Source organism: Chitinophagales bacterium, assembly GCA_040877935.1.
GTDB lineage: Bacteria > Bacteroidota > Bacteroidia > Chitinophagales > CAIOSU01 > JBBDNB01.
Window position 1 is genome coordinate 96,850 of the sequence record JBBDNB010000001.1, and the last position, 12,739, is coordinate 109,588.

20 protein-coding genes are annotated in these 12,739 nt (G+C 38.4%); 10 read left to right on the forward strand and 10 right to left on the reverse strand.

Features of this window, described 5'->3' with window-relative positions; genetic code table 11:
* Positions 1-41 precede the first annotated feature (41 nt).
* A complete protein-coding gene (locus tag WD048_00430) occupies positions 42-785 on the reverse strand; it encodes a S4 domain-containing protein (protein ID MEX0810646.1) in 744 nt (247 codons plus the stop codon).
* Positions 782-1,381, reverse strand: a complete 600-nt coding sequence (scpB, locus tag WD048_00435; GenBank protein ID MEX0810647.1) for an SMC-Scp complex subunit ScpB — start codon at positions 1,379-1,381, stop codon at positions 782-784. Before scpB ends, WD048_00430 begins: the two co-directional genes overlap by 4 nt.
* A gap of 321 nt (positions 1,382-1,702) precedes the next feature.
* On the opposite strand from scpB, the gene WD048_00440 reads away from it, so the two are divergent.
* Positions 1,703-2,092, forward strand: coding sequence for a thioesterase family protein (locus WD048_00440; protein ID MEX0810648.1), 390 nt, complete (start codon positions 1,703-1,705; stop codon positions 2,090-2,092).
* Between the two features lie 60 nt (positions 2,093-2,152).
* Here WD048_00440 and WD048_00445 read toward each other — a convergent pair whose 3' ends face one another.
* From WD048_00445 to WD048_00465, 5 genes are all read right to left on the reverse strand, one after another.
* Positions 2,153-3,064, reverse strand: a complete 912-nt coding sequence (locus WD048_00445; protein MEX0810649.1) for a hypothetical protein — start codon at positions 3,062-3,064, stop codon at positions 2,153-2,155.
* A 107-nt stretch (positions 3,065-3,171) separates the two neighbouring features.
* Positions 3,172-3,669 carry a hypothetical protein gene (locus WD048_00450; protein ID MEX0810650.1) on the reverse strand — a complete coding sequence of 166 codons (498 nt, stop codon included), beginning with the start codon at positions 3,667-3,669 and terminating at the stop codon, positions 3,172-3,174.
* A gap of 2 nt (positions 3,670-3,671) precedes the next feature.
* A complete protein-coding gene (locus WD048_00455) occupies positions 3,672-4,136 on the reverse strand; it encodes a hypothetical protein (GenBank protein MEX0810651.1) in 465 nt (154 codons plus the stop codon).
* 1 nt (position 4,137) lies between these two features.
* Entirely contained in the window at positions 4,138-4,563 is a 426-nt protein-coding gene (locus tag WD048_00460; protein MEX0810652.1) for a hotdog fold thioesterase, read from the reverse strand.
* Between the two features lie 56 nt (positions 4,564-4,619).
* On the reverse strand, positions 4,620-5,120 hold the full coding sequence (locus WD048_00465) for a hypothetical protein (GenBank protein ID MEX0810653.1): 501 nt from the start codon (positions 5,118-5,120) through the stop codon (positions 4,620-4,622).
* A gap of 39 nt (positions 5,121-5,159) precedes the next feature.
* On the opposite strand from WD048_00465, the gene WD048_00470 reads away from it, so the two are divergent.
* The 7 genes from WD048_00470 (at position 5,160) to dnaJ (ending at position 10,290) form a co-directional block, all read left to right on the forward strand.
* Positions 5,160-5,939 (forward strand): geranylgeranylglyceryl/heptaprenylglyceryl phosphate synthase, encoded by a 780-nt coding sequence (locus WD048_00470; protein ID MEX0810654.1) that lies wholly within the window; start codon positions 5,160-5,162, stop codon positions 5,937-5,939.
* A complete protein-coding gene (gene rsgA, locus WD048_00475; GenBank protein ID MEX0810655.1) occupies positions 5,936-6,862 on the forward strand; it encodes a ribosome small subunit-dependent GTPase A in 927 nt (308 codons plus the stop codon). The genes WD048_00470 and rsgA overlap by 4 nt, the downstream gene beginning before the upstream one ends.
* A complete protein-coding gene (gene dtd / locus WD048_00480; protein MEX0810656.1) occupies positions 6,862-7,314 on the forward strand; it encodes a D-aminoacyl-tRNA deacylase in 453 nt (150 codons plus the stop codon). The genes rsgA and dtd overlap by 1 nt, the downstream gene beginning before the upstream one ends.
* Before the next feature lie 187 nt (positions 7,315-7,501).
* A complete protein-coding gene (locus WD048_00485; GenBank protein ID MEX0810657.1) occupies positions 7,502-7,945 on the forward strand; it encodes a thioesterase family protein in 444 nt (147 codons plus the stop codon).
* Entirely contained in the window at positions 7,905-8,450 is a 546-nt protein-coding gene (locus tag WD048_00490; protein MEX0810658.1) for a TlpA disulfide reductase family protein, read from the forward strand. The genes WD048_00485 and WD048_00490 overlap by 41 nt, the downstream gene beginning before the upstream one ends.
* 68 nt (positions 8,451-8,518) lie before the next feature.
* The gene (gene grpE / locus WD048_00495; GenBank protein MEX0810659.1) at positions 8,519-9,106 is read left to right on the forward strand and encodes a nucleotide exchange factor GrpE; all 588 of its coding nucleotides are present in this window, start codon (positions 8,519-8,521) and stop codon (positions 9,104-9,106) included.
* A gap of 2 nt (positions 9,107-9,108) precedes the next feature.
* Positions 9,109-10,290, forward strand: coding sequence for a molecular chaperone DnaJ (dnaJ, locus tag WD048_00500; GenBank protein MEX0810660.1), 1,182 nt, complete (start codon positions 9,109-9,111; stop codon positions 10,288-10,290).
* 57 nt (positions 10,291-10,347) lie between these two features.
* On the opposite strand, the gene WD048_00505 is transcribed toward dnaJ, so the two are convergent.
* Genes WD048_00505 through WD048_00515 form a run of 3 tightly spaced genes read right to left on the reverse strand, consistent with a single transcriptional unit; the run spans position 10,348 to position 11,490 of the window.
* On the reverse strand, positions 10,348-10,890 hold the full coding sequence (locus WD048_00505; GenBank protein ID MEX0810661.1) for an ATP-binding protein: 543 nt from the start codon (positions 10,888-10,890) through the stop codon (positions 10,348-10,350).
* 2 nt (positions 10,891-10,892) lie between these two features.
* Positions 10,893-11,123, reverse strand: a complete 231-nt coding sequence (locus WD048_00510; protein MEX0810662.1) for a hypothetical protein — start codon at positions 11,121-11,123, stop codon at positions 10,893-10,895.
* Positions 11,124-11,160: 37 nt separating this feature from the next.
* Positions 11,161-11,490 (reverse strand): hypothetical protein, encoded by a 330-nt coding sequence (locus tag WD048_00515; GenBank protein MEX0810663.1) that lies wholly within the window; start codon positions 11,488-11,490, stop codon positions 11,161-11,163.
* Positions 11,491-11,620: 130 nt separating this feature from the next.
* Here WD048_00515 and WD048_00520 point away from each other — a divergent pair, with 130 nt between their 5' ends.
* Positions 11,621-11,839, forward strand: a complete 219-nt coding sequence (locus tag WD048_00520) for a DUF2892 domain-containing protein (protein ID MEX0810664.1) — start codon at positions 11,621-11,623, stop codon at positions 11,837-11,839.
* Positions 11,840-11,983: 144 nt separating this feature from the next.
* Positions 11,984-12,739: a c-type cytochrome domain-containing protein gene (locus WD048_00525; protein ID MEX0810665.1), complete on the forward strand. Its 756-nt coding sequence runs from the start codon at positions 11,984-11,986 to the stop codon at positions 12,737-12,739.

A 12,739-nucleotide genomic window follows, 5' to 3' on the forward strand; every position in this document is an offset into this window, starting at 1 on the left:
GGGGGGGCCGGGCGCCCCTACTTTTTTTTGAAATTCAGCTATTATGCTGAGATAAGTCGCTTCAAAGCCATTACTTCCTTATCATTTAAAAAACGCCATTTGCCCCTGGGGAGATCCTTTTTTGTAAGATTACCATAAAGCGTCCTGTCCAATTTCATGATTTTATAAGACAGGTTTTCAAAGATTTTTTTGATCAGGTCCTTTTGATTGTCCCACAATTCTATTCCGACTTTTGTATGATCCTCTTCATCAGGAAATGCAATCTCCTCAACTTTACAATTGCCTTCGTCCAGTTCCACCCCGTTTTTTAGCAAGTTAAAATCTTCTTCACTCAACGCTCTGTTCAATTCCAACAGATAGATTTTGCGCAGCTTTAGCTCGGGGTTTGTAATTTTTTTAGCCAGATTTTTATCGTTGGTAATCAGCAAAAGCCCCAAGTCGGCAGTTTCCATTTGTTCTGCGGCAAAAAGGTTTTCTGCTTCAATATTTTTCACAAATTGCAATACCGTTTTGTATTGGCTGCTTTCTCCTTCTGTGAGCGTATCTTTGGGTTTGTTGAGCAAAATATAAACCGGTTTATAAGGCCATTCAAGGGTTTCATCTTTAAACTGCACCTCGTCACTGCGCTTTACCTGAATGCCCATTTCACGAACCACTTCATTGTTGATTTTAACCAGGCCTTTTTTGATCAGATCATCAGCCTCCCTGCGTGTGGCAATGCCCGAATTTGACAAAAACTTATTCAGTCGCATTGATTCTTCGGAACCTGTTTTTTCTTTACTCATTGTGTTGTCTTCTCACTATTATCACTTTCCTCTATTTCAGCCCTATTGCCAATTTCATTTTCTTCTGTCTGCTCTATTTCCTTTAATTTGGGCAGGTCTTTGGGCGAATTGATGCCAAAATAATCCATAAACTGTGGGCTGATGCCATAGAGCAATGGCTTACCTGGGCCATCAGCTCTGCCTTTTATGCTGATCAATTCTTTTTCTAAAAGCTTTTGAACCGTATAATCACAATTAACACCTCGTATCTGCTCTATTTCTGATTTTACAATAGGTTGTTTATAGGCAATAATAGAAAGCGTCTCCAAAGCAGCAGAAGAAAGTTTTTTATTGGATTTGATGTTTAAAAACTGCGCAATCAATTCGTGGTATTCAGCTTTGCTCATAAACTGAAAGCCCCCGGCAATTTCTACTATTTCAAATGCGAAATCTTCGCCCTGATATTTTTCTTTTAAATCATTGATGATTTCGAGCAACTCTTCCTGAGGAAGTTCCCATCCATAAATTTTTACCAGGCTTTCCTGAATTTCCTTAAGGCTGGTTGCCTGATCATTGGCAAAGATCATTGCCTCAATATAGCGGTGGATGTTTTTCATTTGAAGGGACGAATTACATTGCAAATATAAAGGTATAATAGATAGAAAAGGTGAGAAGCATTGTTCGTTTAACTTTTTCAAAGTTTTAGAACTTTGGAAAAGTTTACAATTAATCCTTCAAGGTTTTTGAAGAAATAAAAAAGGCGACAGAGATGTCATCTTTTTGGAAAGATGACATCTCTTGCTCAGTATAACAATATTTTGATGTGTTTTATGCCTCTTTCAAAGCAACTGCACCACTTACAATCTCTGTAAGCTCTGTAATTGAGGTTTTGATAAATCTATCTTAGCTTTGCCGAAAATTTTAAAATGGAGTCTGCTATGACCGAAATACCTATCAGAGGCTATCACCTTGATTTTTACCAACATGTAAACAATGCGCGTTATCTCGAATTTCTGGAAGAATCCCGCTGGAATTATTTTTCTGAGACGATTAATTCTGAATATTTTGAAACCCGTGGATGGGGTTTTGTAATTGTCAATATCAATATCAATTTCAGAATGCCCGCTGTTTTGGGTGATATAGTGCAAATTGAATGCACCATAAAGAAAATCGGAAGTCGAAGCATTACCATTTATCAAAAGATTACGGAAAAGAACAGCGGCAAATTTGTAGGCGATGCCGATGTAACTTTTGTAGTGCTTGATATAAAGGAAAACAAAGCGGTGAAAATAAATGAGGATTTAAAGCAGATGTTTGAAAAGGCATAAAGAAAAAAGGCTAAAACCTCTTACAGTTTTAGCCTTTATACAATCGGTTACCTTAAACCACTACTCCACATCTACAAACTGCACTTTGGTCCCCGATTGATTTCTTGCTTTGGTATTGATGTATTTTAATACCTGCGTATTTCTAAATCCTACTGAATTGAAAACATACAATTCTTCGGTGTCATTGGTCATTGCTATTCCTGTCATATATCCTTCTGTATGAGAAGAAGCGATTTTAACTGGTGTAGAAAATGCCTTATCTATTGCTTTTCTTTGAGCATGATAAATGTGATCTCCTGAAAGTACATAAATATCAAGCTCGTCATTTGAAAGTACGCAGCTCATATTGTTTGAAACTTTAGGTATTTCAATTGCCAGTTTTTCTGGTGCTCCAAAATTTCCGTTTGCCCCGGCATCTGCTACATAAAATTCAATGTTTGCATTGTGCTGTTTAGTAAAGTACAATCTTTTACCATCGGCAGAAAGAAAAGGATAGCTGTCTGAGATATTGTCTTCACTCAAAGTTTTAAGTTCTTTGATATTGGAGACACTTCCATTATCTAATGAAGCAGTAAACAAATTATTTCCTGATTGTGTGCCGTCTTTACTTTCAACAAAAACCAAAGTTTTTTCATCGGCACTAACTGTAGGCATTAAGACTTGTCTTTCTTCCAGTCCTTTTACTTTAGTGCTGGCAGTAAAGTCAGCACCTTTTACAGATCTTTTGGAAATATAGAGATCGCGCTCTCCCTGGTGATTTTGAGAGGAGAAATACAACTTATTGCCATCTTTAGACATTTGACCTACCAATGGCATTATTTCAAGCCCCGGATTCACTACACCGGAATACATAAATTTAAATTTTTTGCTACTTTCCTCAGTACCTTTCATATCATATACTGATGTTGAACTGTTGCTCATTAAAAGCATGGAAAGTAAAGCAAGTGCGGGAAAACTAAGTAACTTATTCATGACTATAGATTTTTGGTTGAGAATCTGTTTCCCATTTTTACGGAGGTGAAAAGAAAAGGTTACACCCCCGACCAAAAAAATCATGAACCCTTTGCTTTTTTATTTTGCTACTGCCTGAAAAAATTAGCTGTGCACTTATTGGCTGTACCGTTTACATAATATTCGTACTCAATTACTATGCGGTTGGCATTTTCAATATAATTGCCACGGCCTTGAAATCTGATAGAACCAAGATTTTGCTCGTCAAAATAAATTTCATTGCCATAAACAACTCCTTCTGCTGTGAGTCCGGTGTTTAAGGCATTGCTGATATTTACCTTATTTATACCATTTCCCGGGCTAATATAACTGAATGTCCAGCCTCTCGGAGTTCCCGGATTGCAGGATTCATTTACATTATAATTGCCAATGTATTTGTCCTGGCTCAGGATATCACAATTGGGGCCTTCATATCCATCCGGGCACTGACAAATTCCACTAACGCAGTAGGATTCAGGACCAGTACATATCACATCGCTACATGGATCGCGGTCGCAAGACTGAAGCAACATGAAAAATGATACAAAAAGCAGTAAGACCGATGATTTAAAAATTAAATTGCGCATAATTATTTAAAATATTTGAGTATATATTTAGCCAATTGGAATTCTAAGATAAGAATTAGCATTAAAGAAGATACTGCCGAAGCGATTAAAATTGTCCTGAAGTTTTGATAGACTTCAAGTGCAGCATCCCCGTCCAAAACAATATCTGTCCGCAAAAACTGATTGATATCATAATGGTCAAAGAGGTAAAAAAAATCCTGAAGCTGAATGATTATGGCAAAAAACAAGGGAATATTGAGCATGAAAAATAAAATTCGAACAACAATATTTTTAATCAACAGGTTTTCCTCTGTAAACAATATCATCCGGAAATAAGTAATTGCCAGGAAATTATAAAATATCAGCGGCAGCAAAAATTCATTTTTCACGGCTCCCAAAAGCACATAACAAAATACCAATGCCAATATAAGCGCAAACAACAACCATAAAAATTCAATCAATAGGCGTAAGAAAAGGGGTTTCTTCATTTCAGTTTCGCTTTACATTATAAACACCTCTTCCTTCAGCAATCAGGCTCAGTTCTTCCTCCGGATGATACGCTTTCATTGCTGTAGCTACTATTCTGTTTCCACTCCTGGTAATTTTTCCTTCCACAATCAAATCTTTGGCTTGTCCGGGGCGCAAATAATCTACCCGCATGTCAATTGTTGAAATCCGGTCTTCAAAAGAAGTAAGTGTAGTCATTCCAGCAGCACCACCTGCGGTATCCATCACTGTAGAAATCAACCCACCATGTAGTGCATTGAGCATTGGATTTCCCACCAATTCGGGTTTAAATGGCACTTTCAATTTCACAAAACCTTCTTTTACTTCTACAAGCTGAACACCAATAAATTTATTGAAGGGTATCAATTCCTCTACTATATTTTTAAACATTGCTATGCGCTCATCCATGATTATTGATTTAAGTGGTAAAACTACTAAGCTTAATTCGATAATTATTTAATTGCTCAGTATAAAGGATCGCTGAAATGGCTCAACAATGAATCCAGCTTTTCGGCTGTTTGTTCATTAATCCTTGCTTCCAGGATAAAAAGCGCCTGAGTGGTATAGGCACCTTTTATTTGATCCCCTTCAAGTTCTATCAACCAGTCTTGCATATGCGCTGTCGGAATTTGGATTTTTTTGCCTGTGCTGTGTTGCAGTATTTCTAATTGAACAGTATCGGCACTCATCAATTTTCCCCATTCATAATGGATTAGCGTCTTTTGTGTGTCAACAGGGTATTTTACATAAGTGTTTTTAGGATACCTGGGATAATATTTCCACAAAGTATCCAGGTTTTCACTTGCCCGCTGCTTTGCGGAAATCAAAAGCGGATTTTCCTCATACACTTCTTTTAATGGAATATTAGGATTTGGTCTATCATAGAGATAAGCCAAATATCTAAGGGTAATAGAAAGTAAAATCACTGCTGAGATCAGTAAATAGATTTTTAATGCTTTGTCCATTATAATAATTAAAGCAAATGGCCTTATTATCTTTATGCCATGATCAGTAAAAACAAAAAGCTTTTATCAAAGTTGCAACTTTTAAGGTCAAGCGGACAAAAAGGCTTTGCAATTTTGATTGACCCTGACAAAGATAATACCCGTTATTTTTCTGCATTGGCCGAATTGTTGCCCAATTATCCTGTTGATTTTATTTTTGTTGGTGGTTCTTTTGTTAAAAATGGAGCGACAGATTATTGCATTGAGCAGATTAAAGGCTTTACTGATCTTCCGGTGATTTTATTTCCGGGCAATTACAATCAGCTTTCGGCCAGGGCTGATGCCCTGTTTTTTTTAAGCCTGATTTCCGGCAGAAATCCTGAATATCTTATTGAACAGCATATTAAATCTGCCCCCTGGCTAAAAGAAAACAAGCTGGAAGTGATTCCCACTTCCTATATTATTATAAGTGATTCTACTAAAGCATCCGTTTTAAAAGCTTCAGAAACCAAACCAATATCTCCAAAAGCGGAGGAAAAAATAGTAAATACTGCATTGGCCGGTTATTACCTGGGGCATCAATTGCTGTATCTCGAGGCAGGCAGTGGCAGTGAGGAGCCAATTCCAGCAAGTGTTATAGAACAAGTAGCAAAAACAGTGGATTTGCCATTGATTTGTGGCGGAGGGATTCGCAATACAGAAGCCGCTGAGGAAATATGCACTGCCGGAGCTGATGTGGTGGTTATTGGCAATGCCCTGGAAAAAAACCCTTTTCTGTTGAAATCTCTCTCGCACAGGATTAAAAACTATAAAGCAGAGCACCCGAATTTTCAGTTATGAGCCAAAAAGCAACAGTCATACAATCTACCGGAAGTTGGTACCAGGTACAGTTGGAAAACGGACAAAATATTTCATGCCGCCTGAAAGGGAAGCTCAGGCTGAACGACAATAAATTCACCAACCCTGTTTCTGTAGGAGATAAGGTATTGCTTGAAAACAAAGAGGGGGAATATGTCATTGAGCATATTGAAGACCGGAAAAACTACATTATAAGACAATCGCCTAAACACGATCATGCTCGGCATATTGTGGCCGCCAATATTGATCAGTTGATCATTCTGGCATCGGTAATGTTACCGCGCACATCATCTGGCTTTATAGACCGGCTTTTGCTTGGGGCTGAAATTTATCATATCCCTGCCATTATAGTTTTCAACAAACAGGATATCTACAATAAAAAAGCGCTGGAAAAACAGGATTTTCTGGCTGAGATATATCAGGAACTCGAATATCCGGTACTTTTCACAAGTATTTACGATACTGAAAGTATTATGGCGTTTAAAAAGCTGTTGCCTAAAAAAGTGACTTTGATTGCAGGCCACTCTGGAGTTGGGAAATCCAGCCTGATCAATGCCGTGGAACCCGACCTGAAACTCAAAACAGCTGAGATTTCAGGTAAATTTCAAAAAGGGAAACATACCACTACTTATGCCACCATGTATGCATTGGGTTCGGAAACTTATATTATTGATACCCCCGGCATCAAGGAGTTTGGGCTTTTAGATCTGGAGCTGCACGAAGTGGGACGCTACTTCCGCGATTTTGTTCCACACCTGGAGCAATGTAAATTCAATAATTGTTTGCACCTGGAAGAGCCCGGCTGTGGAATATTGGATGCTGTTGCTGAAGGGATAATTCACCCCGAACGCTACAAGAATTATATCAATATTGTGGAATCGCTAAAAGGAAAAAAGAAATACTGATGCGTATCATATTACAAAGAGTGGATTCAGCTTCGGTAATAGCTGACGCTGTACTGACCGGAAAAATCGATCGCGGTTTACTTTTGCTATTAGGCATTGAAGCGGAAGACAATGAAGAAGACATCAACTGGCTGGTGAAGAAAGTACTGAACATGCGCATATTTCCTGATGAAGAAGGAAAAATGAACCTTTCGCTACTTGATATTCAGGGTGAAATACTGGTTGTAAGTCAATTTACATTACATGCCAGCACCAAAAAGGGAAACCGCCCCTCTTTTATCAAGGCGGCAAAGCCGGAGAAGGCCATTCCCCTTTATAAAAAATTTCTAAAGCAATTGAAAACAGAAAGCGGCTTGAAAGTAGAAGCCGGGGTCTTTGGTGCAGACATGTCGGTAGAGCTTGTCAATTCCGGTCCCGTGACCATATGGATAGACAGCAAGCAGCGGGAGTGATTACATAATTTGAAGAATGAAAATCAATAAATCATCATAAGCTAAGTTCGGAAATTATTTATTGCTCAGCTTTTAAATAATTATCTGTCAAGACACTTGTCGTCTTGATCGGACTCAGGTTAACAGATTGTGAACACTGTTTCATTTCAAAAGTAAATATGTCGAACTTTGCATCAGAATATTAATAATGCCAGAAAACAAAATTACATACAAACACATTACGCCAGTTCAGTTGCGCTTTGCAGACATGGATTCACTGGGGCATGTCAACAATGCCAACTACCTGACCTATGTAGAACTGGCACGTTGCAATTATTTAAATGAGGTACTCAATATTCCTGTAGATTTTTCAGACCTGAGTGTAATTCTGGCCAAAGCCGAACTCGAATTTCTTCGTCCCGCTAAATTTGGAGATCAATTAACTATTGGCTGTGCATGTAGCCGTATTGGCAGAAAAAGTTTTGAGCTCATTTATGAAATCTTTCAGAATAATGGCAAGCAGGAAATTTCAGTACTTAAAGCCAAAACAATTCTTGTGGCATTTAATTATCCAGAAAATAAAACAGTTGAAATTCCAAAAAAATGGCGCGATGCACTCAATGATTTTGAGGAACACCTTATTGCTCAGTAGTATCTTATGGTTATTCAGCTTTTCCAATTGTAATTCCGGGAATACCGAATTGATCAATGGAACTTATGCACCAGCAATTAATTTGCCCGACACCAGTGGCAAAGAAATAACTTTAGAACAACTCAAAGGGAAAATAGTATTGATTGATTTTTGGGCATCATGGTGCAAACCCTGCCGAAAAGTCAATCCGAAATTGGTGCAACTGCACAAAAAATACCGGGATGCGGAATTTGAAAATGCCGAAGGTTTTCAAATACTGAGTGTTTCGCTGGATGCCGATCGTGAAAAATGGATTGCAGCTATAGAAAAAGACAAGTTATACTGGCCCTGGCATGTAAGCGAACTAAAAGGATGGCAATCAAAAGTGGCTTTGGATTACAAGCTTGAATCTATTCCCGCATCCTTTCTTATTGACCAAAAAGGAATGATCATTGGCGTGGATTTAAGGCTGCGCGACCTGGAAAGAATTCTTCAAAACCGCTTAAAAAGCAACAATTTACCCTGACAATTTGTCCTTTATTTCAATTTGGCAGGGAATTTGAAAATTAGACGTGATTATAAAAAAAGCAGCAAATGAGTGAAGAAAATCTAAAAGCAGAAGAGACAGAAAAAAGGGAGCAGGGCAATGAAGAGGAAAATGAAGACGCCCAAAAAAACCCTAAAAAGAAAAAATCAGAAAAGGGAAAAAAGACTGAAACAGCTGATTTGAAAGAGCAAATCGAGGAACTTGAATTGAAAATTGAAGAACAGAAAGACAAGTATTTGCGTCTTTATGCCGATTTTGACAATTATAAAAAGCGCGCTGCTAAAGAACGGCTCGAACTCATTAAAGATGCCGGACAGGATATTATGTCAGTCTTTTTACCTGTACTTGATGATTTTAACAGAGCAATGAAATCTTCGGAAAATTCAGATGATCCTGAAATTCTGAAAGAAGGGATGGATCTTATTTACAACAAAATGCAAAAATCCCTTGAGCAAAAAGGACTGAAAGTGATGGAGAGTATGGGCAAAGATTTTGATCCCGAATTGCACGAAGCACTGACAGAAATTCCTGCAAAAAGCGAGGAAGAAAAAGGCAAAGTAGTAGATGTAGTCGAGGAAGGATATATGTTGAACGATAAAATTATAAGATACGCAAAAGTAGTAGTAGGAAAATAATTATGGCGAAAGATTATTACGATATACTGGGGGTTTCTAAAAATGCCTCAGCACAGGAAATAAAAAAAGCATACCGCAAACTTGCTGTCAAATATCACCCTGACCGGAACCCTGATAATCCCGGTGCAGAGACAAAATTTAAAGAAGCAGCCGAAGCATATGAAGTACTCAGCAATGAGGACAAAAAAAGGCGCTACGACCAATATGGACATGCCGGAGTTAAGGGTGGTCCCGGTGGTGGTGGTGGAGGCTTTTCCGGTGGCGGAATGACAATGGAAGATATTTTCGAGCAGTTTGGTGATGTTTTCGGACAGGCCGGTGGTGGAGGCGGAAGCCCCTTTGAATCTTTCTTTGGAGGAGGAGGTCGTTCACGTAGAAGAAGCAGTGGAAGGAGAGGTTCTAATTTGAGGATAAAAATTAAAATGACGCTAAATGAAGTTGCAAATGGCGCCAATAAAACAATTAAAGTAAAAAAATACCTCGCCTGCGATAGTTGTAGCGGTACCGGAGCTAAAGATGGAAGTGCATATAATACTTGCTCTACTTGCAATGGCGCTGGCCAGGTAAGAAGAGTTACCAATACCATTTTAGGGCAAATGGCTACCAGTTCAACCTGCCCCACCTGTCATGGAGAGGGACGTACAATTGTAAACAAATGCGGCAAATGCAATGGCACCGGAAGAATGTACGGTGAAGAAACCGTATCGCTCGATATTCCTCCGGGTGTCAGTGATGGCGTTCAACTTTCAATGACCGGAAAAGGAAATACAGGAGAACGAGGCGGAAGCAATGGCGATTTAATTATCCAGGTAGAAGAAGTGCCACATGAAAGCCTGCAACGAGAAGGGCAGGATGTGGTTTATAACTTGCACCTCAATATCGCAGATGCGGCTCTTGGAACGACAGTAGAAGTGCCTACGATAAGCGGTAAAGCCAAAATAAAAATTCCGGCTGGAACCCAATCGGGCAAAATATTCAGGCTCAAAGGAAAAGGAATACCTGATTTAAACAGCAGCTACAATGTAGGCGATGAGTTGATTGATGTAAATATCTGGACACCCAAACGCCTGAATGATCAGGAGAAAAAAATCTTAGAGCAGTTAAAAAATTCGGAAAACTTTAAACCCTCTCCCGGAAAAAATGAAAAAGGGTTTTTCGATCGTGTAAGAGATCATTTTAATTAAACCTAATTGGCATTAAAAGTGCATAATCTGCCCGAAGGCCAAAATGTCTGGGTTAAACTATTCTTGAAAATCATTCTGAATGGGCAGTTTAATAATAAAGCTACTGCCCCTTCCTTCTGTACTTTCTGTGCTAATTATACCACGATGGATTTCCACAATTTTCTTGCAGGTACTTAATCCCAATCCCGGACCGGGATATTTGTTGCGGTCTTCCAGTTTTTCAAACATTTGAAAAATGCGATCTGCATATTTTTGATTGAAACCTATCCCGTTGTCTTTCAATACTATTTTTAAGACATCATCGCTTATATCGCTGCTGATTTTCACTTCTGCTATATCATTGTTGTTGAATTTTATTGCATTGCTGAGCAATTCCCTAAAAAGCTCAGTAATTAATGTTGAATAACCGGGCCACTCCGGCAACTTGTTTTCTGCCTCAATGCGCAGATTTTTTCCTTCAGATTTCAGCGAATTTACAGCTGTTTCCAGGCATTTTTCATAGGATAATTTGTGGATTGCATCATCTGAAATTTCAATACTCCCAAAATTTTCTAAGGCTTCAATTGTATTAATCATACGCTTCCCCTCTGCAACAATCATATCTAAGTTGTCCTCTCTTCTTTCTCAATCTGCTCAGTAAATTTCTTTTGAAAATGCTGTGTCATTAAGGTGATATTCCTGAGTGGTTCTTTCAAGTCATGCGAAGCAGAATAGGTCAATTGTTTCAGTAAATTATTGGAATTTTGAAGGTCATTTGCTTTTTCCAGTAGTTTCTTTTCGGCAAGTTCTCTTTGTTTAATCTCATTTTTCAATTCCAAATTTACCACAGCCATTTGTTGAGGGCTTGGAATTTTGAGTGCAGCCGGTATTTTAACAAAAAGTACTACTGGAAACCGAAGCAGTAAAAACTTTGGCAATGCCCTCAAAGGCATAAATAGGTTCCCATACCGAAACAATGGTCAACACATGCGTGATACCGCAGGAAAGAATAAACATAGCAAAAAGGTAAAAAATACCGCGAAATCGAATGTCTGATCTTTTGCGCAGGAAATAAACCAGCAAAAAAGGAATACTGAAATAGGCCAGGGCTATTAAGCCATCTCCTATTACATTCGTCCATAGGATATCCGGACGCCAAAAATAACAATGGCCGTGCGGCATAAACTGACCCTGGAAGAAGTTGATGATTGATAACAGCATAGCTTTTCAATTTTATAGCGTAAACATATGAATTTAAATATTTGCATTCTGATTGAAAGAATAATAAATAGAAATTGTCAATTCTAACTGATTTCTTTAGTAATTTAGTGGGCAAGCAAACTCAATTATCATGAAAAAGAACATGGGTATTATTGATCGTATAATAAGGTTTCTCATTGCTGCAGCAATAGTGGTTCTTTATATGACAGATGTAATCAGCGGCACTTTGGCCATTGTGCTACTTGTATTTGCTGCTATATTCGTTTTAACGAGCTTCATCAGCTTTTGTCCACTCTATGCTCCTTTTGGACTCAGCACATGCTCTGTGAAAGAGAAAGAAAACAGCTGATTTTCAGGTGCTAAAACATAATTTGGGACAGCTTGCGTTGTATGTTGGCTGAACATGGATTTATTTTATATTCCTGAAACAATTAAAATCTGTTGACCCTTTTCATTAATTTTGGTTGCTTATTGAAAAAATAAACATTGGCAAATGCGCTTATTTTACGCCTTTAAAAAATTACTCTTTTTAATCCCTGTGCTTTTGATCTGGCACTCCTGTAAGCACGAACCTATTGATATTGAAGGTTTTGACCCCAATGATCAAAATCCAACGGATACTACAGTTACGGATACTACCGATTCGGATTGTGATCCCGATACGGTTTATTTTGAAAATCATATTCTCCCCATTTTTATAGCCAACTGCTTAGGTTCTGGCTGCCACAATGCGCAGGATGCACAAGAAGGGGTTATTTTAGACAATTATGATGATGTAATGAAAGAGGTTGACCCGGGAGATCCTAATGGTAGTAAATTATATGAATTGATTACAGAAAATGATGTAGATGATTTGTATGACCGGATGCCTCCTTCTAACCTCCCTCGACTTTTGCCAGAAGAAATTGATAAAGTAAGAACCTGGATAGATCAGGGCGCTTTGAACAACTCCTGTGATGCTGGTTCTGTTGATTGCGACACAAGCAATGTGACTTATAGCAATGATATTGCATCTATTTTACAAAACAAAGGTTGTGTTGGATGTCATAATGGAGGGAATGCTTCAAATGGAAATGTGGACTTACGTTCCTATGCAAGTGTAAAAGCCGTAGCCGAAGATAATGACAGGCTTTTTGGAGCAATTAACCATGAACCCGGTTTTGAGCCTATGCCACAAAACCAATCAAAGTTAGATGACTGTATAATTAATACCATAAAAGCCTGGATTAACCAGGGACTCCAAGAATAA

Coding starts and splice junctions, on each gene's coding strand:
- WD048_00430 (MEX0810646.1), bottom strand. CDS start 785: ATGAGTAAAGAAAAAACAGGTTCCGAAGAATCAATGCGACTGAATAAG.
- scpB (MEX0810647.1), bottom strand. CDS start 1,381: ATGAAAAACATCCACCGCTATATTGAGGCAATGATCTTTGCCAATGAT.
- WD048_00440 (MEX0810648.1), top strand. CDS start 1,703: ATGACCGAAATACCTATCAGAGGCTATCACCTTGATTTTTACCAACAT.
- WD048_00445 (MEX0810649.1), bottom strand. CDS start 3,064: ATGAATAAGTTACTTAGTTTTCCCGCACTTGCTTTACTTTCCATGCTT.
- WD048_00450 (MEX0810650.1), bottom strand. CDS start 3,669: ATGCGCAATTTAATTTTTAAATCATCGGTCTTACTGCTTTTTGTATCA.
- WD048_00455 (MEX0810651.1), bottom strand. CDS start 4,136: ATGAAGAAACCCCTTTTCTTACGCCTATTGATTGAATTTTTATGGTTG.
- WD048_00460 (MEX0810652.1), bottom strand. CDS start 4,563: ATGGATGAGCGCATAGCAATGTTTAAAAATATAGTAGAGGAATTGATA.
- WD048_00465 (MEX0810653.1), bottom strand. CDS start 5,120: ATGGACAAAGCATTAAAAATCTATTTACTGATCTCAGCAGTGATTTTA.
- WD048_00470 (MEX0810654.1), top strand. CDS start 5,160: ATGATCAGTAAAAACAAAAAGCTTTTATCAAAGTTGCAACTTTTAAGG.
- rsgA (MEX0810655.1), top strand. CDS start 5,936: ATGAGCCAAAAAGCAACAGTCATACAATCTACCGGAAGTTGGTACCAG.
- dtd (MEX0810656.1), top strand. CDS start 6,862: ATGCGTATCATATTACAAAGAGTGGATTCAGCTTCGGTAATAGCTGAC.
- WD048_00485 (MEX0810657.1), top strand. CDS start 7,502: ATGCCAGAAAACAAAATTACATACAAACACATTACGCCAGTTCAGTTG.
- WD048_00490 (MEX0810658.1), top strand. CDS start 7,905: ATGCACTCAATGATTTTGAGGAACACCTTATTGCTCAGTAGTATCTTA.
- grpE (MEX0810659.1), top strand. CDS start 8,519: ATGAGTGAAGAAAATCTAAAAGCAGAAGAGACAGAAAAAAGGGAGCAG.
- dnaJ (MEX0810660.1), top strand. CDS start 9,109: ATGGCGAAAGATTATTACGATATACTGGGGGTTTCTAAAAATGCCTCA.
- WD048_00505 (MEX0810661.1), bottom strand. CDS start 10,890: ATGATTGTTGCAGAGGGGAAGCGTATGATTAATACAATTGAAGCCTTA.
- WD048_00510 (MEX0810662.1), bottom strand. CDS start 11,123: ATGGCTGTGGTAAATTTGGAATTGAAAAATGAGATTAAACAAAGAGAA.
- WD048_00515 (MEX0810663.1), bottom strand. CDS start 11,490: ATGCTGTTATCAATCATCAACTTCTTCCAGGGTCAGTTTATGCCGCAC.
- WD048_00520 (MEX0810664.1), top strand. CDS start 11,621: ATGAAAAAGAACATGGGTATTATTGATCGTATAATAAGGTTTCTCATT.
- WD048_00525 (MEX0810665.1), top strand. CDS start 11,984: ATGCGCTTATTTTACGCCTTTAAAAAATTACTCTTTTTAATCCCTGTG.